This window comes from Streptomyces thermoviolaceus, assembly GCF_045209695.1.
In the GTDB taxonomy this organism is placed as follows: Bacteria; Actinomycetota; Actinomycetes; order Streptomycetales; family Streptomycetaceae; genus Streptomyces; species Streptomyces thermoviolaceus.
On record NZ_CP109280.1, the window covers coordinates 3,243,749 to 3,266,807 of the forward strand.

At 71.2% G+C, this 23,059-nt stretch carries 15 protein-coding genes and 4 tRNA genes; 10 read left to right on the plus strand and 9 right to left on the minus strand.

What is annotated here, in order from left to right:
• Positions 1-295: 295 nt before the first annotated feature.
• The 6 genes from purS to purM all read left to right on the plus strand — a co-directional run bounded on the left by purS (position 296) and on the right by purM (position 7,314).
• Positions 296-565 (plus strand): phosphoribosylformylglycinamidine synthase subunit PurS, encoded by a 270-nt coding sequence (gene purS, locus OG899_RS14200; protein ID WP_125499833.1) that lies wholly within the window; start codon positions 296-298, stop codon positions 563-565.
• On the plus strand, positions 562-1,242 hold the full coding sequence (gene purQ, locus OG899_RS14205; RefSeq protein ID WP_125499834.1) for a phosphoribosylformylglycinamidine synthase subunit PurQ: 681 nt from the start codon (positions 562-564) through the stop codon (positions 1,240-1,242). The genes purS and purQ overlap by 4 nt, the downstream gene beginning before the upstream one ends.
• A complete protein-coding gene (gene purL / locus OG899_RS14210) occupies positions 1,239-3,497 on the plus strand; it encodes a phosphoribosylformylglycinamidine synthase subunit PurL (protein WP_125499835.1) in 2,259 nt (752 codons plus the stop codon). Before purQ ends, purL begins: the two co-directional genes overlap by 4 nt.
• Positions 3,498-3,635: 138 nt before the next feature.
• Entirely contained in the window at positions 3,636-4,433 is a 798-nt protein-coding gene (locus OG899_RS14215; protein WP_125499836.1) for a maleylpyruvate isomerase family mycothiol-dependent enzyme, read from the plus strand.
• Positions 4,434-4,661: 228 nt separating this feature from the next.
• Positions 4,662-6,191, plus strand: coding sequence for an amidophosphoribosyltransferase (purF, locus tag OG899_RS14220; RefSeq protein WP_125499837.1), 1,530 nt, complete (start codon positions 4,662-4,664; stop codon positions 6,189-6,191).
• Between the two features lie 43 nt (positions 6,192-6,234).
• Positions 6,235-7,314 carry a phosphoribosylformylglycinamidine cyclo-ligase gene (purM, locus tag OG899_RS14225; protein ID WP_125499838.1) on the plus strand — a complete coding sequence of 360 codons (1,080 nt, stop codon included), beginning with the start codon at positions 6,235-6,237 and terminating at the stop codon, positions 7,312-7,314.
• A gap of 141 nt (positions 7,315-7,455) precedes the next feature.
• On the opposite strand, the gene OG899_RS14230 is transcribed toward purM, so the two are convergent.
• On the minus strand, positions 7,456-7,713 hold the full coding sequence (locus OG899_RS14230; RefSeq protein WP_125499839.1) for a DUF3073 domain-containing protein: 258 nt from the start codon (positions 7,711-7,713) through the stop codon (positions 7,456-7,458).
• An 857-nt stretch (positions 7,714-8,570) separates the two neighbouring features.
• A complete protein-coding gene (locus tag OG899_RS14235) occupies positions 8,571-9,659 on the minus strand; it encodes a Glu/Leu/Phe/Val dehydrogenase dimerization domain-containing protein (protein ID WP_125499840.1) in 1,089 nt (362 codons plus the stop codon).
• Positions 9,660-9,889: 230 nt separating this feature from the next.
• Between OG899_RS14235 and OG899_RS14240 the strand changes: the two genes are divergently transcribed.
• Both OG899_RS14240 and bldC read left to right on the plus strand, forming a co-directional pair.
• Complete coding sequence (locus OG899_RS14240; protein ID WP_125499841.1) at positions 9,890-10,759, plus strand: hypothetical protein; 870 nt, start codon at positions 9,890-9,892, stop codon at positions 10,757-10,759.
• 532 nt (positions 10,760-11,291) lie between these two features.
• Positions 11,292-11,498: a developmental transcriptional regulator BldC gene (gene bldC / locus OG899_RS14245; protein WP_003949541.1), complete on the plus strand. Its 207-nt coding sequence runs from the start codon at positions 11,292-11,294 to the stop codon at positions 11,496-11,498.
• A gap of 682 nt (positions 11,499-12,180) precedes the next feature.
• Here bldC and OG899_RS14250 read toward each other — a convergent pair.
• The 7 genes from OG899_RS14250 to OG899_RS14280 all read right to left on the minus strand — a co-directional run bounded on the left by OG899_RS14250 (position 12,181) and on the right by OG899_RS14280 (position 18,998).
• Positions 12,181-12,396 carry a DUF6274 family protein gene (locus OG899_RS14250; RefSeq protein ID WP_125499842.1) on the minus strand — a complete coding sequence of 72 codons (216 nt, stop codon included), beginning with the start codon at positions 12,394-12,396 and terminating at the stop codon, positions 12,181-12,183.
• A gap of 170 nt (positions 12,397-12,566) precedes the next feature.
• Positions 12,567-12,641 (minus strand) — tRNA-Asp (locus OG899_RS14255).
• A 93-nt stretch (positions 12,642-12,734) separates the two neighbouring features.
• A complete protein-coding gene (gene hrpA, locus OG899_RS14260; RefSeq protein ID WP_189428440.1) occupies positions 12,735-16,712 on the minus strand; it encodes an ATP-dependent RNA helicase HrpA in 3,978 nt (1,325 codons plus the stop codon).
• Positions 16,713-17,020: 308 nt separating this feature from the next.
• A tRNA-Phe gene (locus tag OG899_RS14265) sits at positions 17,021-17,094 on the minus strand.
• A gap of 25 nt (positions 17,095-17,119) precedes the next feature.
• Positions 17,120-17,194 (minus strand) — tRNA-Asp (locus tag OG899_RS14270).
• A 49-nt stretch (positions 17,195-17,243) separates the two neighbouring features.
• Positions 17,244-17,316, minus strand: a tRNA-Glu gene (locus OG899_RS14275).
• An 80-nt stretch (positions 17,317-17,396) separates the two neighbouring features.
• Complete coding sequence (locus OG899_RS14280) at positions 17,397-18,998, minus strand: metallophosphoesterase (protein WP_125499844.1); 1,602 nt, start codon at positions 18,996-18,998, stop codon at positions 17,397-17,399.
• Between the two features lie 345 nt (positions 18,999-19,343).
• Between OG899_RS14280 and OG899_RS14285 the strand changes: the two genes are divergently transcribed.
• Entirely contained in the window at positions 19,344-19,694 is a 351-nt protein-coding gene (locus tag OG899_RS14285) for a metallopeptidase family protein (protein WP_125499845.1), read from the plus strand.
• A 1,007-nt stretch (positions 19,695-20,701) separates the two neighbouring features.
• Positions 20,702-22,963, plus strand: coding sequence for a DEAD/DEAH box helicase (locus tag OG899_RS14290; RefSeq protein ID WP_189428441.1), 2,262 nt, complete (start codon positions 20,702-20,704; stop codon positions 22,961-22,963).
• Positions 22,964-23,059: the final 96 nt, after the last annotated feature.

Genomic DNA, 23,059 nt, shown 5'->3' on the forward strand with positions numbered 1-23,059 from the left:
CTGCGGAGATGTCGGCTGTTCATCTGTTGCCGGAAAAAGTATCGGCTCTCGCCAATTCATTTGTACAGCGCCGGGCAATGCGAAGTGAAGCCCCCGCTTAATCCGCCCGCGTGTCCCGGGGCAATAACCTGTGTCCAGCGGGAAACGCCGGACTTTCCCAAAACTTTTCACAAACACGCCCGGTCACTACGCGAACGTGACCGGCATCACGTATGTTTCTACTACTCTACTCGCGTAGAAATTCTGGTTGGGTAGTCTGAAGGAACCTGCTCAGCACCACACACCGGGAGTGCCAGTGGCACGCGTCGTAGTCGACGTCATGCTCAAGCCGGAGATCCTCGACCCCCAGGGCCAGGCGGTGCAGCGTGCGCTGCCGCGACTGGGTTTCGACGGCATCTCGGACGTACGTCAGGGAAAGCGGTTCGAACTCGAAGTGGACGGCCCGGTCGACGAGGCCGCGCTCGCACGCATTCACGAACTCGCCGAAACCTTCCTCGCCAACACCGTGATCGAGGACTTCACCGTGAAGGTCGAGTCCGGTGACACCGCGGAGGCCGTGAAGTGACCGCTCGCATCGGCGTCGTCACTTTCCCCGGCAGCCTCGACGACCGGGACACCCAGCGCGCCATCCGTCTCGCGGGCGCCGAACCGGTCGCCCTGTGGCACAAGGACAAGGACCTCAAGCAGGTCGACGCGGTCGTCCTGTGCGGCGGTTTCTCCTACGGCGACTATCTGCGCGCCGGCGCCATCGCCCGCTTCTCGCCCGTGATGGAGCCCCTCATCGAGCAGGCCAGGGCCGGCCTGCCGGTCCTCGGCATCTGCAACGGCTTCCAGATCCTGACCGAGGCCCATCTGCTGCCCGGTGCCATGCTCGGCAACGACCACCTCCACTTCATCTGCCGCGAGCAGAAGCTGAGGGTGGAGAACGCGGACACCGCCTGGACCGCCGACTACACCGCCGGCCAGGAGATCCACATCCCGCTGAAGAACATGGACGGCCGCTACGTGGCCGACCGCTACACCCTCGACAAGCTGGAGGCCGAGGGCCGGGTCGCCTTCCGCTACCTGGACGGCAACCCCAACGGCTCGCTCAACGACATCGCCGGCATCACCAACGAGGCCGGCAACGTCGTGGGCCTGATGCCGCACCCGGAGCACGCCGTGGAGCCGCTGATCGGCACCGGCCGCACCGACGGTCTTCCCTTCTTCACCTCCATCCTCAAGAAGCTGGTCACCGCATGAGCAGGACGCCTCTGGACACGGTCGAGCACGCGGCCGCGACCCCCGACGTCGAGCTGCCCTGGGCCGAGCTCGGCCTGAAGAAGGACGAGTACGAGCGGATCGTGGAGATCCTCGGCCGCCGCCCCACCGGCGCCGAACTCGCCATGTACTCCGTGATGTGGTCCGAGCACTGCTCGTACAAGTCGTCCAAGGTCCACCTCCGCCAGTTCGGCGAGAAGGCCCCCGAGAGCGACGCCCTGCTCGTCGGCATCGGCGAGAACGCCGGTGTCGTGGACGTCGGCCAGGGCTACGCCGTCACCTTCAAGGTGGAGTCGCACAACCACCCGTCCTACGTCGAGCCCTACCAGGGCGCGGCCACGGGCGTCGGCGGCATCGTCCGCGACATCATCGCCATGGGCGCCCGCCCGGTCGCCGTGGTGGACCCCCTGCGCTTCGGCGCGGCGGACCACCCGGACACCAAGCGGGTCCTGCCCGGCGTGGTCGCGGGCATCGGCGGCTACGGCAACTGCCTGGGCCTGCCCAACATCGGCGGCGAGGTCGTCTTCGACCCCTGCTACCAGGGCAACCCGCTGGTCAACGCCGGCTGCATCGGTGTGATGCGGCACGAGGACATCCACCTCGCCAAGGCGTCCGGCGCGGGCAACAAGGTCATCCTGTACGGCGCCCGCACCGGCGGCGACGGCATCGGCGGCGCCTCCATCCTGGCGAGCGAGACCTTCGACGACGCCAAGCCGTCCAAGCGTCCCGCCGTCCAGGTCGGCGACCCCTTCCAGGAGAAGCTGCTCATCGAGTGCACCCTGGAGGCCTTCGCCGAGAAGCTGGTCGTCGGCATCCAGGACCTCGGTGCGGCCGGCCTGTCCTGCGCCACCAGCGAGCTGGCCTCCAACGGCTCCGGCGGCATGCGCATCACCCTGGACGACGTCCCGCTGCGCGACTCCACGCTCTCGCCCGAGGAGATCCTCATGAGCGAGTCGCAGGAGCGCATGTGCGCCGTCGTCGAGCCGGACAAGGTCGAGCGCTTCCTGCAGATCTGCGAGAAGTGGGACGTCATCGCCACCGTCATCGGCGAGGTCACCGACGGCGACCGCCTGGAGATCTACTGGCACGGCGAGAAGATCGTCGACGTGGACCCGCGCACCGTCGCCCACGAGGGCCCCGTCTACGAGCGCCCGTACGCCCGCCCCGACTGGCAGGACGCCCTCCAGGCCGACGACGCCGCCAAGCTGCCCCGGCCGCAGAGCCCCGAGGAGCTGAAGGAACAGGTCCTCAAACTGGTGGCCTCCCCGAACCAGGCCTCCAAGAAGTGGATCACCCAGCAGTACGACCACTTCGTGCAGGGCAACACCGTGCTGGCCATGCCGGAGGACTCCGGCATGATCCGCATCGACGAGACCACCGGACTCGGCGTGGCGATCGCCACGGACGGCAACGGGCGCTACACCAAGCTCGACCCGTACACGGGCGCGCAGCTGGCGCTGGCGGAGGCCTACCGCAACGTCGCCACCACGGGCGCCAAGCCGCTGGCCGTCTCCGACTGCCTCAACTTCGGCTCGCCCGAGGACCCGGCGGTGATGTGGCAGTTCGCCGAGGCCGTGCGCGGTCTGGCGGACGGCTGCCGGCAGCTGGGCACCCCGGTGACCGGCGGCAACGTCTCGCTGTACAACCAGACCGGCGACGCCGCCATCCACCCGACGCCCGTCGTCGCCGTGCTCGGTGTGATCGACGACGTGGCCCGCCGCACCCCGGTGGCCTTCCAGGAGGAGGGCCAGCTGATCTACCTCCTCGGCGACACCCGCGAGGAGTTCGGCGGCTCGGCCTGGTCCCAGGTGATCCACGGCCACCTCGGCGGCCTGCCCCCCGAGGTCGACCTGGAGCGGGAACGCCTGCTGGCCGAGATCCTCATCTCCGCCTCCCGCGACGGCATGGTCGACTCCGCGCACGACCTGTCCGACGGCGGCCTGATCCAGGCCGTGGTGGAGTCCGCCCTGCTCGGCGGCAAGGGCGCGCGCCTGATCGTCCCCGACGGCCTGGACGCGTTCACCTTCCTGCTGTCCGAGTCCGCCGGCCGCGCGATCGTCGCGGTGCCGCGGTCGGAGGAGCTGCGCTTCACCGACATGTGCCACGCCCGCGGCCTGCCCGCCACCCGCATCGGTGTCGTCGACGGCGACACGATCGAGGTCCAGGGGCAGTTCGAGCTGACCCTCGAGGAGCTGCGCGAGGCCCACGAGGGCACCATCCCGGCTCTGCTGGCCTGACGGACACCGCCGCGCCCAGGACCCCGGCCCCCGCGCCGCCGGGGTCCTGGGCGCCTTCACAGCCCCGCGAAAGCCGCACCGGGCGACACGGCGGCCCGACCGGCCCGGGGCGGTTCGCGACGCCGTTAGGCTCCCGCCATGCCCTCGGCCAAGAAACGCACCCGGAGCTACGACCCCGCCAGGACGCGTGCCGCCGTGCTCGCCCAGCTCGGCCACGTCCGGCACGCCGTCGACCGGCTGACACCCGAGCAGCTGGCCCTGCCCACCCGCCTCGCGGGGTGGACCGTGCGGGAGCTGGCCGCACACATCGGCATGGCGGTCTCGGCCGTCGGACGGGCCCTGGAGCAGGACGAGCCGGCCCGGCAGGACGCGGCGTTGCTCGACTGGCCCTTCGCCACCGCCGCGAACGCCGCGGCCGTCGACGACTTCACCCGGCGTCTCGCCGGGGAGCGGCCCGACCTCGGTGCCTACCTCGCCGAGGTGGAACGGGACCTGACCGAGCAGCTCGACAGCCACCCCGGCACCCGGCTGCTCGCCACGCACGTGGGCGCCCTGCCGCTCACCGACTACCTGGTCACCCGTGCCGTGGAGCTGGTCGTCCACACCGACGACCTGAACGCCGCGGTGCCGGGCCTGGACGTCCCCCAGGACCGCCAGGCCCTCGCGGCCGCCACCCGGCTCCTGGCCGACGCGCTGGCCGTCAAGGCACCCGGCGCCTCCACCGAGGTGCGGATCCCGCCCTACGCGGTCGTGCAGTGCGTCGAGGGGCCGCGGCACACCCGGGGCACGCCGCCCAACGTCGTCGAGACCGACCCGTTGACCTGGATCCGGCTGGCCTGCGGACGGACCGCCTGGCGGGACGCCGTCGCGCAGGCGAAGGTGAGCGCGAGCGGGGAGCGGGCCGACCTCGCGGGTCTGCTGCCGATGCTGGCCTGACCTGCACGCATGCGCCCGAGGCACCTGCCGGATGTGTGGCACCTCACGTGCACCCGCCTCGCGCGCGGCCGGTGCGCCGCCGCGGGGCAGGACCGGGACCGCGCCCCACCCGACCCGCCTGACCTGCGCAAACGCCGGACGGAGTGCCGTGGGGGCGGGCCGGGGCGGCGCGGGGCGCCGTTCGTCCCCAATTCGGACCAGTGGACGGCCTCGCCTACACTCGGGGGCGTGCCACGTGGTGACGGACGACTCAACCACGACCTGCTCCCCGGTGAGAAGGGCCCCCAGGACGCCTGCGGCGTCTTCGGAGTCTGGGCTCCGGGTGAAGAGGTCGCCAAGCTCACGTACTTCGGGCTCTACGCCCTCCAGCATCGGGGTCAGGAATCCGCGGGAATCGCGGTCAGCAACGGCTCCCAGATCCTCGTCTTCAAGGACATGGGCCTGGTCTCCCAGGTCTTCGACGAGACGTCGCTCAGCTCGCTGCAGGGCCACATCGCGGTCGGCCACGCCCGCTACTCGACCACCGGCGCCTCCGTCTGGGAGAACGCCCAGCCCATCTTCCGCGCCACGGCGCACGGCTCCATCGCGCTCGGCCACAACGGCAATCTGGTCAACACGGCGGAACTCGCCGAGATGGTCGCCGCGCTGCCCAACGACAACAACAGCCGCTCCACCCGGGTCGCGGCCACCAACGACACCGACCTGCTCACGGCCCTGCTGGCCGCCCAGGTCGACGACGACGGCAAGCCGCTGACCGTCGAGCAGGCCGCCCACCGGGTCCTGCCGAAGGCCAAGGGCGCCTTCTCCCTCGTCTTCATGGACGAGCACACCCTCTACGCCGCCCGTGACCCGCAGGGCATCCGGCCGCTCGTGCTGGGCCGCCTGGAGCGCGGCTGGGTCGTCGCGTCCGAGACCGCCGCGCTGGACATCACCGGCGCCACCTTCGTCCGGGAGATCGAGCCGGGCGAGTTCGTCGCCATCGACGAGAACGGGCTCCGTGCCTCCCGGTTCGCACCGGCCAGGCCCCGGGGCTGCGTCTTCGAGTACGTCTACCTGGCCCGCCCCGACACCGACATCGCCGGCCGCAACGTGTACCTCTCCCGCGTGGAGATGGGCCGCCGTCTGGCGAAGGAGTCCCCGGTCGAGGCCGACCTGGTGATAGCGACACCGGAGTCGGGCACCCCCGCCGCCATCGGCTACGCGGAGGCCTCCGGCATCCCCTTCGGCAACGGCCTGGTGAAGAACTCCTACGTCGGCCGCACCTTCATCCAGCCCTCGCAGACCATCCGCCAGCTCGGCATCCGCCTGAAGCTCAACCCGCTGAAGGACGTCATCAAGGGCAAGCGGCTGGTCGTCGTCGACGACTCGATCGTGCGCGGCAACACCCAGCGTGCCCTGGTCCGCATGCTCCGCGAGGCCGGCGCCGCCGAGGTCCATGTGCGGATCTCCTCGCCGCCCGTGAAGTGGCCGTGCTTCTTCGGCATCGACTTCGCGACCCGCGCCGAACTCATCGCCAACGGCATGACCATCGAGGAGATCGGTGCCTCGCTCGGCGCCGACTCGCTGGCGTACATCTCCCTCGACGGCATGATCGAGGCGACCACCATCGCCAAGCCGAACCTGTGCCGCGCCTGCTTCGACGGCGAGTACCCGGTGGAGCTGCCCGACCCGGAGCGGCTGGGCAAGCAGCTGCTGGAGACCGAGCTGGCCGCGGGCCCCGCCGCCCCGGCCGCGGCCGACGCGGTCCGTCGCCCGTAGGCGCCCGTCAGCCCCGTAATCACGACCCGAAAGATCCCAGGCAATGTCTGAGACCACCACCGGTGCGTCCGGTGCTTCCTACGCGGCTGCCGGCGTCGACATCGAGGCGGGCGACCGCGCGGTCGAGCTGATGAAGGAGTGGGTGAAGAAGACCCGGCGCCCCGAGGTCCTCGGCGGCCTCGGCGGTTTCGCCGGCCTCTTCGACGCCTCCGCCCTCAAGCGCTACGAGCGCCCGCTGCTCGCCTCCGCCACGGACGGCGTCGGCACCAAGGTCGACATCGCCCGGCAGCTGGGCGTGTACGACACCATCGGCCGCGACCTGGTCGCCATGGTGATGGACGACATCGTGGTGTGCGGCGCGGAACCGCTGTTCATGACCGACTACATCTGTGTCGGCAAGGTCCACCCCGAGCGGGTCGCGGCCATCGTCAAGGGCATCGCCGAGGGCTGTGTGCTGGCCGGCTGCGCCCTGGTGGGCGGCGAGACGGCCGAGCACCCCGGTCTGCTCGGCGAGGACGACTTCGACGTCGCCGGTGCCGGCACGGGTGTCGTGGAGGCCGACCGGCTGCTGGGCGCCGACCGCATCCGCGAGGGCGACACCGTGATCGCGATGGCGTCCTCCGGGCTTCACTCCAACGGGTACTCGCTGGTGCGGCACGTCCTGCTGAACCAGGCCGGGCTGTCGCTGGACGCGCACATCGACGAGCTGGGCCGCACCCTCGGCGAGGAGCTGCTGGAGCCGACCCGGATCTACTCGCTGGACTGCCTGGCGCTCACCCGCACCACCGAGGTGCACGCCTTCAGCCACATCACCGGCGGTGGGCTCGCCGCCAACCTCGCCCGGGTGATCCCGGACGGACTGCACGCCGTGGTCGACCGCTCCACCTGGACCCCGGCACCCGTGTTCGACCTGGTCGGCCGGACCGGCGCGGTGGAACGGCTCGAGCTGGAGAAGACCCTCAACATGGGCGTCGGCATGATCGCGATCGTGCCCGCCGACTCCGCCGACGTGGCCCTGGCCACGCTGGCGGACCGGGGCGTCGACGCCTGGGTCGCGGGCGAGATCACGCAGCGTGGCGAGCACACCACGGGCGCGGCGCTGGTGGGTGACTACGCGAACTGACCTGCGGGGCCGGGGAACCGGCGGCCGGGAGACCGGCCGGGGGACCCGGCCCGCCGCCCGGGGCACCCTGTGCCGTGTGCGCGAGCAGCACAGAACCCGGTCCGTGGCGGAATCACGGACCGGGCAGTGGTCGATGCAAGGTCAAGCGCCGCGGCGACGCTGGTGCGAGGCCGAGGAGTCCTCGTCCTCTTCGTCGTCGTCGTCCTCGTACAGGTCGGCGTACCGTGCGTACAGGTCGTCGTCGTGCTCATCGTCCGCGAAGCGGTCGCCGTTCGGCGACTGGCTCGACGTCGATGCGCCCAGCTCCTCGGCCAGGCGTGAGAGGTCCATCCCACCGCTGTTGTACTTCAGCTGGCGGGCGACCTTCGTCTGCTTGGCCTTGGCCCGGCCGCGCCCCATGGCTCGACCCCCTCAACGACGGGGCTCGACAGCCCCAGAGTCTTGACACGCGTTCATGATCTGGAACGGGCTCTCGTCCGGAGAGACCGGTCCGTAGGGCTTCCACGGTACCTGAGCCCGCGGCCATACGGTACGTCGCCCGCAGGACGCGCGTGTGCGCAGGACCGTCCAGGAACCCCGTCCTTGCTGGTCAGTGGCGATTTTAACCACTTCCGGGCGGACGACCCGCCGGTCGACGTGAGAGTTGTCTCCATCCCTCCACCGGCAGGTACCGGTCAAAGATACGTCATCGGTGCGCGCACGGACGTTCACGGTCCGCAGGGACAGGGGCTGATTCGCGCCAAGCGCGCACCCGCCGTCACCCCGGCGGTGGCCCGCACCCCGGCGGTGGCCCGTCGGCGAACCAGCGGGGGCCGGCCGGGATCGCCGCCCGGCCCCCGGTGTGGTTCGTCGCACACGCAACGCCTCATCGCCCGGCTCCTGGACCCGACCTGTGGGCCGTGGCCCGGAAAGAGCGGAGGCGTGCCGGGGAGGTCGTGAGGTGCGTGCGGCCGCAGCCCGGCCCGTGCGCGGCCGCAGCCCGGCCCGGACGCCGGCGGGGCGGCCCGGTGACCGCCCGTGCACCGTCCCGCGGGCAGCGGGGTCCGCGGCGCGCCGGGCCCCGGCACCCACCGGCACCCGTCCCGCCGCGCCCGTGCGGAGCGGCTTGCCGTGCCCTGAGGGGGGCCGGGGCCCGGACGGCGTCCGAGAGCCGTCCGTGAGCCGTCCGACGGCCTGCCCGGGTGCGTCCTGCCCGGCGCGGCGGGCAGGACGCGGGTCCGGCGCCGAGCCGTCGGCGACGCCGCGGACCGCGGCCGTCACGCGCGGGCGTCGGCCATCCGCTGCTCGGCGATCCGGTCGGCCGCGGCGGCCGGCGGAATCCCGTCTTCCTTCGCACGTGCGAAGATCTCGAGCGTGGTGTCGAAGATCTTCGCGGCCTTGGCCTTGCACCGGTCGAAGTCGAAGCCGTGCAGCTCGTCGGCGACCTGGATGACACCGCCGGCGTTCACCACGTAGTCGGGTGCGTAGAGGATCCCGCGGTCGGCCAGGTCCTTCTCGATGCCCGGGTGCGCGAGCTGGTTGTTGGCCGCGCCGCACACCACCTTCGCGGTCAGCACCGGCACCGAGCGGTCGTTCAGGGCGCCGCCGAGAGCGCACGGGGCGTAGATGTCCAGGCCCTCGGTGCGGATCAGCGCCTCGGTGTCGGCGACCGTGGTGACCTGCGGGTGGGCGTCGACGACGCGCTGGACCGCCTCCGGTCGCACGTCCGTGATCACGACCTCGGCGCCCTCGTCCAGCAGGTGCTCCACCAGGTGGTGCCCGACCTTGCCCACACCGGCGATGCCCACCCTGCGCCCGCGCAGCGTGGGGTCGCCCCACAGGTGCTGGGCACTGGCGCGCATGCCCTGGTAGACGCCGAACGCGGTGAGCACCGAGGAGTCGCCGGCGCCGCCGTTCTCCGGGGAGCGGCCGGTGGTCCAGCGGCACTCGCGCGCCACGACGTCCATGTCGGCCACGTAGGTGCCGACGTCGCAGGCGGTGACGTACCGGCCGCCGAGGGAGGCGACGAACCGGCCGTAGGCGAGCAGCAGCTCCTCGGTCTTGATCAGCTCCGGGTCGCCGATGATGACGGCCTTGCCGCCGCCGTGGTCGAGCCCGGCCATGGCGTTCTTGTAGGACATGCCGCGCGAGAGGTTCAGCGCGTCGGCGACGGCCTCCTGCTCGCTGGCGTACGGGTAGAACCGGGTACCGCCCAGCGCGGGACCGAGGGCGGTGCTGTGGATGGCGATGACGGCCTTGAGGCCGCTGGCGCGGTCCTGACAGAGCACGACCTGCTCGTGACCGCCCTGTTCCGAGCGGAAGAGGGTCTGCAGGACGTCAGTGTGCGCGCCGGTTACGTCGGTCACGGTGGTGACTCCCATGAAGTAGCGGCGGGTGGGACGGGTCCCCGTGAGGGTGGCGGGGACCGTGCCAGGAGATTAGACCCTGACCCGGTGTGTCCGGGGAGCAGTGGTCGGCATCACCCTCCCCCGGAGTACGTTCCCACTCGGGCGTGGGACGATTTGCAGTGTTTTTCCGTCCGTCCGGGCGCGGGCCGGGAGGGTTCCGCCCCGGTCCGGTGGGGGAGGGAGCAGACGTGCCCACGGTGTCCTCGGTGGTCGTGCCGTACGCGGCCTACTTGCGGGTGTACGAACCGCTGGCCGCCTTCCCGGAGCCGGAGCGCAGCCACTGGTCGCACTACGCCCGCCGCTCCGACCGGCCCTCCTACCAGGACGAGCTGCGCCGTTCGCTGGCCGATCTGGTGCCCACCCCGCCGGTGGCGGTGCCGGTGCACGAGAGCCGGGACGCGTTCGTGCTGGACGTCGACGGGGTGGTGTGCGTGTGCCCCTGGCGGACCCGGCTGCGCGGCTGGCAGGCCCTGGACGGCCTCGCCGACGAGCTGCCGGCGGTGGTCCTGGACGCGGTGCTGCCCCCGGTCGTACGGCGCCAGGCCACCCAGGACTACGAGCGCTGGCGGATGGCCAACCCCGACGCCCGCCCGTGGATCCGCACGGCGACCTGGCAGGTGCCGCTGAGCTGGTTCGTGCTGGTCTCCGACGAGGAGCGGGAGTACGTCAAGGGCCCCGGGGAGCCGGACGGCGCCGGTGATTCCCTCGACGAGGCGCCGCTGCTGCGCTATCGCACCCCGATGGTGCAGGCGCGGCGGCGGGTGGCGCGGGCGCTGCGCACGCTGCGGCAGACCGTCGACGAGTCGCCGCTGATCGACGCGCTGGTGGACGTCGGGCGCTGGCTGGAGGAGTTCCACCCGCGCTCCCTGGTGGAGCTGGACTACGGCGGGCTCGTGCATCTGCTGTCGGCCGGCGACCTGGAGGACGACCACTCGGCGGCGGATGTGACCGAGGGCATCGAGGCGCTGCGGCGCGGTGACGGAGCGGGGGCGGGCGAGGCCTACGCCCGTCTCGTCCAGCGATGGCGGGCGGTGCGTGACCTGCGGTCCGCCAACTGACGCGTCATCAGAAGTGATCCCGGTCACGGACCGGGCGGGTCTCCACCGCGTACCGTCGAGGCTTATTCACGCCTGACGGGACGTAGGGCGGCGATCCGTGCCTTTGTCGCAAGGGTGACGGACGGCACGTACAAGACTCTTGCCCCGGTTGCCGCTCCTCGTGCCAAAATAGGACAAGGAGTCCGGGGAGGGCTCTCTCCGTCCAGATGTGGTGCACTATGGACGGAATCGCCGCATTGCACGCTTTGGGGGGTCCCGTGATGTCCTGGACGCCCCGTGACTGATCGTCACGGCGGCGTGACTGTCCGCTATGGCATGGTCCATCGGGTTCCGTCGCTGATGGACGCCTGGGAGGGCAATTCCATCGGTTTGGCCGACGGGGCTGGACAGATGGTGTAGTTGTAGTGCCGAGGACAAGCCGTTCGTCCTATAACCGACTCGACTCGCGTCCGCCATTTCGGGCAACGCGGGTCAAGGTGCAGAATTTAGAGGAAAGAACCGAGAAGGTTCGGTTCTCCCGAGGAGGCCGCTCATGACCGCTCGCACCCCTGATGCCGAGCCGCTGCTGACCCCGGCTGAGGTCGCCACCATGTTCCGCGTCGACCCCAAGACGGTCACGCGCTGGGCGAAGGCCGGCAAGCTCACGTCGATCCGCACGCTCGGCGGGCACCGTCGCTACCGCGAGGCCGAGGTCCGCGCCCTGCTCGCGGGCATCCCGCAGCAGCGTAGCGAGGCCTGAGCCCCCGCAGAACCGGACGAAACGGCCGGGTCCCCCAACCTGCCGAGGCGTCCGGGGCACCTCTGGCTCCATCTGACGCGGGACCTGCCCCAACAGGTTCCACACCCGGACCGCCCGAGCGATCGGGCGAGTGACGCGGGTACGTCGTCGATCGCGCTGGACTCCGCCGGGTCCAGCGCGATCTTTTTGTGCTCTTCCGCGGGCCCGTGCGGCGCGCCGGTGTGCGGCCCTGGCGGGCCCTGGGAGAGGCTGTGCGGTCGCTGCGGAAACGCCCCGCAGGGCAGTGCAATTGCACATATTAAATTGAGGCCGTGCGCGGCGGTGGTAAGGACCGTACGCGTGCAATTTCATGGCGTGACACCCGTCACACGAACGGGTGCTTGTGTCACACCGCCCAGGTGCGCTAAGAGGCGGCTTCATCCTCATCGGCCCCTGCACACAAGGGAGTTGACCGTTCAACGACCACGCGGGCAGCCGGCCCGGAAGGCGGCCGACGGGACACGCCGACCGCCCACCGGCGGCGCCCCGCGGTGCCCGGACCCGGCGGCACACCGCTCGAAGACCTGCGTGACCCGCGCCACCCGGCCCGTGTGTGACACACGGTCAGGCGCCTCTGAAAGGCCCTCAGAAGCCGCACCCGCGCCGTCCCGGACCCGCACGTGGAGACACGGCTGAAACGCCCTCACAGGGGCCTCGGAGCCTTCCGGGCTCGCACCGGCACCACGGACTGTGCACCCCCGGCGGCGCCGGGCCCGGCCGTCGGCGCCGCACCGTCCATGGCCAGCCGCAGCAGACGACGGCACACCGGGCAGCAAGGGGTGAGATGACCGAAGGACGAGGCGGCCGCGAGATGGGCGCGGAGCAGAGCCCGTGTCGCGTGCCTGGGGGATGCCGACATGCGCCACCTCCAGCGGGCCGTACGGGAACGGCCCCTGCCCTCTGGCGTACCCAGGGGACGTGACGCCGTCAAGGCACCGCGGCACACACCGGACACCACCCCGCACCCCGCCCCGCCGCGGGAGCAGCACGAAGGCCCGCCCCCTGTTCCGGGGCGGGCCTTCTCCGATGCGGTCCTGACGGGATTTGAACCCGCGGCCTCCACCTTGACAGGGTGGCGAGCACTCCAAACTGCTCCACAGGACCATCAGCGGCGCGATCGCTTGTGCGGTGCGCTGCGAGAAGAAACTGTACAGGAGCCGGGGCCCCCGGTCGAACTCACGCAACGTACCCGCACGCTCACGCCAACGCCGCGTCGATCGCCTTCACGATCCGTTTGTCCGACACCGGATACGCCGTCCCCAGCGCATGCGCGAAATAGCTGACCCGCAGCTCCTCGATCATCCAGCGGATCTCCCGCACCCGCTCCGGCACCGGCCGGCCCTGCGGCAGCTGCTCCAGCAGCCAGGCGTACTCGTCCTGCATCTCATGGACCTTCTGCATGCGCGTGGTGTCCCGCTGGACGTTCACCGGCATCTGCTGCAGACGACGGTCCGCGGCCACCAGATACCGCATCAGATCCGGCAGCCGCCGTATGCCCGCCTCCGTCACGAAGCCCGGTTTCACCAGGGCGTCCAACTGCTGCCGCACATCCGCCAGATTGGCCAGCAGCGCCGGGGAGCGCACCCCCTTCAGCCGGCGCTCGCACGCCTGCCAGGCCGCCAGCACCTGCTGCACCTGACCCACCGTCCGCACCGTCAGATCCACGATCTCCGCACGGACCGTGTCGAACAGCTTCCGGTACGACTCCTCGTCCCAGACCGGGCCGCCATGGTCCGCGATCAGCCGGTCCGCCGCAGCCGTCGCACAGTCGTCGAACAACGCCTGCATCGAACCGTGCGGATTCGCCGACAAGGCCAGCTTCTGCTGGTTCGTCAGCCGGTCACTCGCGAACTTCGCCGGATTGACCGGGATGTTCCGCAGCAGCAGCCGCCGCGTCCCCCGCCACATCGCCTCGGCCTGCTCCGCCTCGGTGTCGAACAACCGCACAGACACCGTGTCCCCGTCGTCCACCAGCGCCGGATACGCCTTCACCGGCTGACCCGCCCGACGGGTTTCGAACACCCGCGGCAACGTGCCGATCGTCCAGTCCGTCAGACCCGAACGCTCCAGCGACACACCGCCCGCACGCTCCGCACTGGCCGCGGCCGCCCGCGACAACGCCTTGCGCGCCTTGGGCTTCAGCCGCAGCTTCAGCGCCTCCAGATCCTTGTCCTCCGCCAGCTTGCGCCGCCGCTCGTCCACCACCCGGAACGTGATCTTCAGGTGGTCGGGGACCTTCGACCAGTCGAAGTCCTCCGGCTCGAACGGCACCCCGACCATCCGCTTCAGCTCACGCGCCATGGCCACCGTCAAGGGCTCCGACGACACCTGCGCCTTCTCGAGGAACGCCTTCGCATAGTTCGGTGCCGGCACATAGTTGCGGCGGATCGGCTTCGGCAGCGAACGGATCAGCTCCGTCACCAGCTCCTCGCGCAGCCCCGGGATCTGCCAGTCGAACCCCTCACCGGTGACCTGGTTCAGCACCTGCAGCGGAATGTGCACCGTCACACCGTCGGCGTCCGCACCCGGCTCGAACTGATACGTCACCCGGAACTTCAGATCCCCCTGCCGCCAGGTGTCCGGATAGTCCGCCTTGGTGACCTCCTGAGCCGACTCCCGGACGAGCATCTCCCGCTCGAAGTCCAGGAAGTCCGGCTGCTCCTGCCGCTTGCGCTTCCACCAGGAGTCGAAATGCGCCCCGGACACCACATGCGCGGGCACCCGCTGGTCGTAGAAGTCGAACAGCGTCTCGTCGTCCACGACGATGTCCCGGCGCCGCGCCCGGTGCTCCAGCTCCTCGACCTCGCTCAGGAGCCGGCGGTTGTCCGCGAAGAACTTGTGATGGGTGCGCCAGTCGCCCTCCACCAGCGCATGCCGGATGAACAGCTCCCGGCTCACCTCCGGGTCGATCCGCCCGTAGTTCACCTTCCGCCGGGCGACGATCGGCACCCCGTACAGCGTCACCTTCTCGTACGCCATCACCGCCGCCTGGTCCTTCTCCCAGTGCGGCTCGCTGTACGTCCGCTTCACCAGGTGACCCGCGAGCGGCTCCACCCACTCCGGCTCGATCCTGGCGTTCACCCGCGCCCACAGCCGCGACGTCTCCACCAGCTCCGCCGCCATCACGAACCGCGGCGGCTTCTTGAACAGCGCCGACCCCGGGAAGATCGCGAACTTCGCGTTCCGCGCCCCCAGGTACTCGTTCCGGCCACCGTCCCGGCGCGCCCCGGGACCCGAGTCCTTCGACTCCCGCACATCCTTCATCCCGATGTGCGACAGCAGACCCGCCAGCAACGAGATGTGAATACGGTCCGCCGGAGCATCCTGCTCGTTCAGATGGATCCCCATCTGCTTGGCCACCGTACGCAGCTGCGTATAGATGTCCTGCCACTCCCGGATGCGCAGGAAATTCAAGAACTCCTGCTTGCACATCCGGCGGAACGAACTGGACCCCCGCTCCTTCTGCTGCTCCCGCAGATACCGCCACAGATTCAAAAACGCGAGGAAATCGCTCGTCTCGTCCTTGAAACGGGCATGCAGCTGATCGGCCTGCGCCTGCTTGTCCGCCGGCCGCTCCCGCGGATCCTGGATCGACAGCGCGGCGGCAATGACCATGACCTCCCGCGCACACCCGTTCTTGTCCGCCTCCAGCACCATCCGCGCCAGCCGCGGATCCACCGGCAGCTGCGCCAGCTTGCGCCCGATCGGCGTGAGCCGCTTGCGCGGATCCTTCTGCGTCGGATCCAGCGCCCCCAGCTCCTGCAGCAGCTGCACACCGTCCCGGATGTTCCGGTGGTCCGGCGGATCGATGAACGGGAACTTCTCGATGTCCCCCAGACCCGCCGCCGTCATCTGCAGAATCACCGACGCCAGATTCGTCCGCAGGATCTCCGCATCGGTGAACTCCGGCCGGGAGAGGAAATCCTCCTCGCTGTACAACCGGATGCAGATACCGTCCGACGTACGGCCACAACGACCCTTGCGCTGATTCGCGCTCGCCTGCGAGATCGGCTCGATCGGCAGCCGCTGCACCTTCGTGCGGTGACTGTACCGGGAGATCCGCGCGAAACCCGGGTCGATGACGTACTTGATGCCCGGCACCGTCAACGACGTCTCCGCGACATTCGTCGCCAGCACGATCCGACGGCCCGTGTGCGGCTGGAACACCCGATGCTGCTCCGCATGCGACAGGCGCGCATACAACGGCAGCACCTCGGTGAACCGGTACTGCTTCTTGTTCAGGGCGTCCGCGGTGTCCCGGATCTCCCGCTCGCCCGAGAGGAACACCAGGATGTCCCCCGGACCCTCCGCCATCAGCTCCTCGACGGCATCGGTGATCGCGGTGATCTGGTCCCGGTCCGCGTCCTCCGAGTCCTCCTCCAGCAGCGGCCGGTACCGCACCTCGACCGGATACGTCCGCCCGCTCACCTCGATGATCGGCGCATCACCGAAATGCCGGGAGAACCGCTCCGGATCGATCGTCGCCGACGTGATCACGACCTTCAGATCCGGCCGCCGCGGCAGCAGCTGCGCCAGATACCCCAGCAGAAAGTCGATGTTCAGCGACCGCTCGTGCGCCTCGTCGATGATGATCGTGTCGTAGGCGCGCAGCTCCCGGTCGTTCTGGATCTCCGCCAGCAGGATGCCGTCCGTCATCAGCTTGATGAACGTGGCCTGTGGATCCACCTGATCGGTGAATCGCACCTTCCAGCCGACCGCATCGCCGAGCGGCGTCTCGAGTTCCTCCGCCACCCGCTCCGCAACCGTCCGGGCGGCGATACGACGCGGCTGGGTGTGCCCGATCATCCCGCGCACCCCACGGCCCAGCTCCAGACAGATCTTCGGGATCTGCGTCGTCTTCCCGGACCCGGTCTCACCGGCGATCACGACCACCTGATGGTCCCGGATCGCCTGCGCGATCTCGTCCTTCTTCTGGCTGACCGGCAGCTGCTCCGGATAGCGGACCTTAGGCACACGGGCGCGCCGCGCCGCGATCCGTGCCTCGGCCTTGTCGATCTCCCCCTCGATCTCGGCGAGGACGGCCGCGCGGGCCTCCGGCTTGCGGATCCTGCGTGCGCCGTCGAGCCGCCGCCCGAGCCGGTGCGCATCACGCAGCGACAGCTCGGCCAGACGGGAGGCGAGGGAGCCCAGGGCGGGGGCGGAGTGCGTAGACATACGCGAACCAGGATCTCACCTCCGGGAAATCCCACGCGAACCCATTTACGGCGGGCCGCGGCACCCACCCCGAAGCGGCCGCCGCCCCGGGGCGCCCCTGCGAGTGACGGACAGGTGCTCGCCCGTCCCGCCGGCGTCACCGACAACCGCCGCCTGCGCTCCCTGGGCCGACAGCCGGGGCTGGCTCCCCGGCAGCGGACGTGGACGCTCCTACCCGGCCGCCCCGGCCGCTGACCGGTCGAAGGGCACCAGCCCGGGACACCCCGGGACACAACAAGGCCCCGATCCGAAGATCGGGGCCTGTGCTGTGGCTGGGGCCGGGGTCGAACCGGCGACCTTCCGCTTTTCAGGCGGACGCTCGTACCAACTGAGCTACCCAGCCGCCAAGACCTCTTCCGAAGTCTTTGCGGTCCTGACGGGATTTGAACCCGCGGCCTCCACCTTGACAGGGTGGCGAGCACTCCAAACTGCTCCACAGGACCATGTGGTTGCGCGGAACCGATGAAGCCAAGTTTCGCACATCGTCTTGCGTGCCCCCAACGGGATTCGAACCCGTGCTACCGCCTTGAAAGGGCGGCGTCCTAGGCCGCTAGACGATGAGGGCTATCGGCCCGCCTGGGCGCTTCTCAGCGCGTCGGGGACGTGAGAAGCATATGGGATGGTGAGGGGTATCGCCAAAACCGTTCATCGGGGCGAGGGCGAGGAGGACGTCGGCGCGGGGGAGGCGCCGGGCCGGTTCTCCTCCGGGAGATGGCGGCTGACCTCGGCCGTCGCCTCGCCCAGCCCGCCCAGTTCGATCTCGTCCCAGGCCTGCAGGCGCCGGTTGTCGCGGTCGAAGTAGAGGATCGAGGCCTCCACCGGTGCGGGGCGCTCCTGCTCCACCGCGCGCAGCCCGCTGCCGCCGGTCGAGCCCTCCACGCGCAGCCGGGTGCCGAAGGGCAGGATCTCGGTGTCCTCGTGATGCAGGTGGCCGCAGAGCACCAGCGGCACGGTGCCGTCCGTCTCGCGGGCCGCGGCCGGTTCGTGGACGACGGCGACGTCCACCGGGGTGCCGGCGGAGCGCTGGGCGCGCAGTGCGGTGGCCAGGCGGTCGCCTGCCAGGCGTTCGGCGGCGTCTCCGCCGGGTGCCACGGAGCGGTCGGGGGTGAACTGGGGGTCGCCGATGCCGGCGAAGCGCAGGCCGGCGACGGTCTCGGCGCGGCCGTCGTCGAGGACGTGCACGTTCTTCATGCGCTCCAGGTAGCGCTGGGTGGTGGCCGAGTCGTGGTTGCCGCGGACCCAGACGTACGGCACGCCGAGGTCCTCGATGGGGTCGAGGAAGCTGTTCTCGGCGGCGGTGCCGTGGTCCATGGTGTCGCCGGAGTCGACGATCACGTCGACCTGGTACTGCTGCACCAGCGAGTCGATGATCTTCCAGCTCGCCGGGTTGAGGTGGATGTCGGAGACGTGCAGGACCCGGATGGTCGTGGGGTCGGGCCGGTAGACGGGCAGCGTGGAGGTGGTCTCGTACAGCTTGGTGACGTTGGTGACGAGGCGGGCCAGCTCCTGCTGGTAGGCGTCGAACTCGGTGACGATGCTGCGTGCGTTGCCGACGAGCGAGGGGGCCGAGGACAGCAGGCCGGAGTACCTCGGTTCGAGTACCGATTTGGGGTTCCAGGTGGCGTAGGCCGTGGCTCCCGAGGCGCCGAGCAGGGCGAGGGCGAGGCCGCCGGCTGCCAGGGCGCGGCGTGGTCGCCGGTAGACGGCCAGGCCGAGGGTGGTGGCGCCGAGGAGCACGGCGGCGCAGGAGCGCAGGGCCACGTCGAGGGCGGCGTGCTCGACGTCGTGGACCACCTGGTGTTGCAGGCCGGAGATCCGTTCGGGGTGGTTGACGAGGTCCTGGGCGCGTTCGGGGTCGAGCTGGTCGACGTCGACGTCGAGGCGGACGGGTGCGGTGTGGCTGTCCAGGCGCAGTGCGCCGAGCGGGGAGACGGTGATCTCGGTGCCGCCGCCGAGGGAGGGGCGCAGGGCCATCGTGGTGTTCACGGGGCCGACGGGGACGTGGACGGTGCCCACGGTGAGCAGTCCGAGCCAGGCTCCGGCGAGGGCGACGGCGATCAGGCCGAGGGCGCGGAGCCAGGGGGTGCGCCGTGGTGCCAGGGCGGGTGAGGCGGGTGCTCGTCCCGCGCGGTGCTTCCACCGGGTGCGGCCGGTGCCGCCGGGGCCGGTGGTGCGGTGGCGGCGGCCGGTGGGGTGGGTGAGGCGGGTGACGAGGCGGCTGAGGGCTGCGAGGCGGAGGCGGGCCATCGGGCTCCTACGCCGGGGTCAGGCCGGGTGCGCCGGCCCGGGGGCCGTGCTGTCGGGGTCGGTGGGCTGGTGGGGTGAGCGGGCGGGCCGGCCCTGTGGGTGTGCGATGCCCGGGCGCCGCTGTGGCGCCGTGTTCCGCCCTGCGCTGCACGGCACGAGACCCCGCTCCTCGGTTCGGCGTGATCGAACGAATGGCCCTAGTCGGCTATGCCCGTCCGTGGCGCCGGATATGCGTGGTGTGTACGCCCGGTGGGGGCGGGGTGAAGCGGGCCGGGCCGGGAGGTGCGCCCGGGAAAGGGGGTGCGGGCCGGGTGCGGGGGCGGGGGTGTCCCGGACAATGGCCGTGTGCTGGAGATGACGCGCGAGGAGTTCGAGGAACTGGTCGCCGAGGCCCTGGACCGGATCCCGCCGGAGCTGGCGCGGCTGATGGACAACGTCGCGGTGTTCGTCGAGGACGAGCCGCCCGCGGACGATCCCGAGCTGCTCGGGCTGTACGAGGGTGTCCCGCTGACCGAGCGCGGGGAGTGGTACGCGGGCGTGCTGCCGGACCGGATCACGATCTACCGGGGACCGACGCTGCGGATGTGCCAGACGCGGGAGGAGGTCGTCTCGGAGGCGGAGATCACCGTGGTGCATGAGATCGCCCACCATTTCGGCATCGACGACGCCCGCCTGCACGCGCTGGGCTACGGCTGACAAAGGCGCCGGCGGCGCCGCGCCCGGCGCGGTGCGGGTGCGGCGTGTCCTCTTGCGGGCGTGGGGAGTTGGGCACGGGGACTTCGTCGTTGTCGAAAGGTGGCTGCCGTGCGCCCCGTGTACGCATCTGTCCGTCTTGCCGCCGCGGTCGTCGCCGTCACGGCCGCAGCGGGCTGTGTGAGCGTGGGCGGGGATGCGGGGGACACGGCGCGGCCGTCGCACTCGGCGGGGCGGCGGGCCGGTTCGACTCCCGACGGGGGGACGGAGGTGTCCGGCGGTATCACCGGGCGGGCCGGGGGCGGCAGGGGCGGCTCCGGTGGGCCCGGGGCGGACCACCGGCCCGGCGGGGACGGTGCGCGGCCGTCGGCCGAGGCTTCCGGGACGGTGACGGGCAGCGCGCCGGCGGCGACACCGGGCGGCCGGACGGAGCCGTCCGAGCGGCCGGGTCCCGGGGTTCCGGTCCCGGAGGAGCCGGAGCCGTCCGCGACGTCCGTGGCGCCTCCGTCGGTACCGCCGGAGTCCTCGCCGTCGCCGTCCCCGACGGCGGAGCCCACACAGGCCGAGCCGTCGCCGTCGGCTTCCGAGACCGGCGCCGGTACGCAGCTGGATCATCAGGAGCTGGTCCCGGAACCCGAACCGGAACCAGAGCGGGTGCCGAGGTGGGCGGGGCTGGGCCGGGTGGGGGAGGTGCGGGTCTGACGCCGGGCCGGCGGTCGGGCCGGGTGCCCTCGGGGCCGGCCCGTGGCCCGGTCCGGGTGGCCGGCCGGGCTGCTGATGGCCTGCGGACGGCCACGGTCGGCCTGCGGTTCGTCGGCCGGTTTGCTTTCAGGGCCGGTCGGTGCGTATGGTGGTAGATCGTTTGATCCCATTTGCCCGGCGCCCCTCAGAGCGCGCCGTGTGGCGCGTACTCTCCTTTGCCGTGGCGGACCGCATCGAGGCGGTCATGATGCGAAAACACGGAGTTGACGGGCGCGTGCCGACAGGACTCCGGAAGGTTTCGCATTCGCATGACCCTTGCCAGTACCGACCACGTCGTCGTGCCCGTCAGCGCCGAGGACACCGCCGGGAGCCAGGAGGCTCCCGAGACCACCGTTTCCGTCGCCGAGGGGACCGCGGCGCCTGCCGGGGAGTCCGGAGCGCGCGAGCTGACCTTCGCCGATCTGGGGCTGCCCGAGAGCGTGGTGCGCAAGCTCGCGCAGAACGGCGTGACCGTTCCCTTCCCGATCCAGGCGGCGACCATCCCGGACGCCCTGGCGGGCAAGGACATCCTCGGCCGGGGCCGCACCGGTTCCGGCAAGACCCTCTCCTTCGGTCTGCCGACCCTGGCCCGGCTGGCCGGCGGCCGCACCGAGAAGAAGCGTCCGCGGGCCGTGATCCTCACGCCGACCCGTGAACTGGCCATGCAGGTGGCGGACGCGCTCCAGCCGTACGGCGACGTGCTCGGGCTGCGGATGAAGGTGGTCTGCGGCGGCACGTCGATGGGCAACCAGATCTACGCCCTGGAGAAGGGCGTCGACGTCCTGGTCGCCACCCCGGGCCGGCTCCGCGACATCATCGACCGCGGTGCCTGCTCGCTCGAGGACGTGCGCATCGCGGTGCTCGACGAGGCGGACCAGATGTCCGACCTGGGCTTCCTGCCGGAGGTCACCGAGCTGCTCGACCAGGTCCCGGCGGGCGGCCAGCGGATGCTGTTCTCCGCGACGATGGAGAACGAGATCAAGACACTCGTGGACCGCTATCTGACCGACCCGGTCAGTCACGAGGTGGACGCCGCCCAGGGTGCGGTGACGACCATGTCGCATCACATCCTGATCGTGAAGCCCAAGGACAAGGCGCCGGTCACGGCCGCGATCGCCTCCCGCAAGGGCCGCACCATCATCTTCGTGCGCACCCAGCTGGGTGCCGACCGTGTCGCCGAGCAGCTGCGTGCCGCCGGGGTGAAGGCCGACGCGCTGCACGGCGGCATGACCCAGGGCGCCCGGACGCGCACCCTGGCCGATTTCAAGGACGGGTACGTCAACGTCCTGGTCGCCACGGACGTCGCCGCGCGCGGCATCCACGTCGACGGCATCGACCTCGTCCTCAACGTGGACCCGGCCGGTGACCACAAGGACTACCTGCACCGTGCCGGCCGTACCGCGCGGGCCGGCCGTACGGGCACCGTGGTGTCGCTGGCCCTGCCGCACCAGCGTCGGCAGATCTTCCGCCTGATGGAGGACGCGGGGGTGGACGCCACCCGTCACGTCATCCAGGGCGGTGCGGCCTTCGACCCGGAGGTCGCCGAGATCACCGGTGCCCGGTCGATGACCGAGGTGCAGGCGGAGGCGGCGGCCAACGCGGCGCAGCAGGCCGAGCGTGAGGTCGCGTATCTGACCCGGCACCTGGAGCGGGCGCAGCGCCGCGCCGAGGAACTGCGCGAGGAGGCCGACCGGCTGATCGCCCGCGTGGCGCGGGAGCGGGGCGAGGACCCCGAGGCAGCGGTGGCCCAGGCGCAGGCAGAGGCGGCGCGGGTGGCCGAGGCGTCGGTGCCGGAGCAGCCGGGACCGCAGGACGTGGACCGTACGGAACGCGGCTTCCGCCGGGACGACCGTGACCGTGACCGTGACCGCGACCGCGACCGTGGCCGGGGCTTCGACCGCGACCGTGGCGGGCGTTCGTACGAGCGGCGGGACGACCGGGGCGGCTTCCGCCGGGAGGACAGGGGCGACCGTGGCGACCGGGGTTTCCGCCGGGACGACCGGCCCGCGCGCTCCTTCGACCGTGACCGGGACCAGGACCGCGACCGCGGTTTCGCGCGCCGCGACGACGATCGTGGTGACCGGGGTGACCGGGGCGGCCGGGGCTTCCGCCGGGACGACCGTGACCGCGACCGGGAGCGCGGCTTCGACCGCGACCGCTTCGACCGCGACCGTGGCGGACGTAGCTACGACCGGCGGGACGACCGGGGCGGCTTCGGCCGTGACCGAGGAGACCGTGACCGGGACCGTGGTTTCGACCGGGACCGTGGTTTCGACCGGGACCGTTCCTCCCGCTCCTTCGACCGGCGGGACGACCGGGGCGGTTTCCGCCGGGACGACCGTCCGGCGCGCCGTGACGAGCGGGGCGGGCACCGGGGCGGCGACCGCCCGTACAACCGGGACCGCCGTGACGACCGCCCCGGCTTCCGCTCGGGCGGCCACGAGCGGCCCCACGGCCGCCGGGACGATCACCGCGGTGGCGGCTCCTTCGGCCGCCGCGAGGACAAGCCGCGCTGGAAGCGCAACGGCTGACGCCGTGTGAGGCGATCCGGCAGGGCCCGTACGACCTGGTTCGTACGGGCCCTGTCCGTCGGGTGCTGGGCAGGATCGATTCGGAACGTGGCGCGG

Coding starts and splice junctions, on each gene's coding strand:
- bldC (WP_003949541.1), top strand. CDS start 11,292: ATGACCGCTCGCACCCCTGATGCCGAGCCGCTGCTGACCCCGGCTGAG.
- purM (WP_125499838.1), top strand. CDS start 6,235: ATGTCTGAGACCACCACCGGTGCGTCCGGTGCTTCCTACGCGGCTGCC.
- hrpA (WP_189428440.1), bottom strand. CDS start 16,712: ATGTCTACGCACTCCGCCCCCGCCCTGGGCTCCCTCGCCTCCCGTCTG.
- purL (WP_125499835.1), top strand. CDS start 1,239: ATGAGCAGGACGCCTCTGGACACGGTCGAGCACGCGGCCGCGACCCCC.
- OG899_RS14215 (WP_125499836.1), top strand. CDS start 3,636: ATGCCCTCGGCCAAGAAACGCACCCGGAGCTACGACCCCGCCAGGACG.
- OG899_RS14290 (WP_189428441.1), top strand. CDS start 20,702: ATGACCCTTGCCAGTACCGACCACGTCGTCGTGCCCGTCAGCGCCGAG.
- OG899_RS14230 (WP_125499839.1), bottom strand. CDS start 7,713: ATGGGGCGCGGCCGGGCCAAGGCCAAGCAGACGAAGGTCGCCCGCCAG.
- OG899_RS14280 (WP_125499844.1), bottom strand. CDS start 18,998: ATGGCCCGCCTCCGCCTCGCAGCCCTCAGCCGCCTCGTCACCCGCCTC.
- OG899_RS14250 (WP_125499842.1), bottom strand. CDS start 12,396: ATGTCGGCATCCCCCAGGCACGCGACACGGGCTCTGCTCCGCGCCCAT.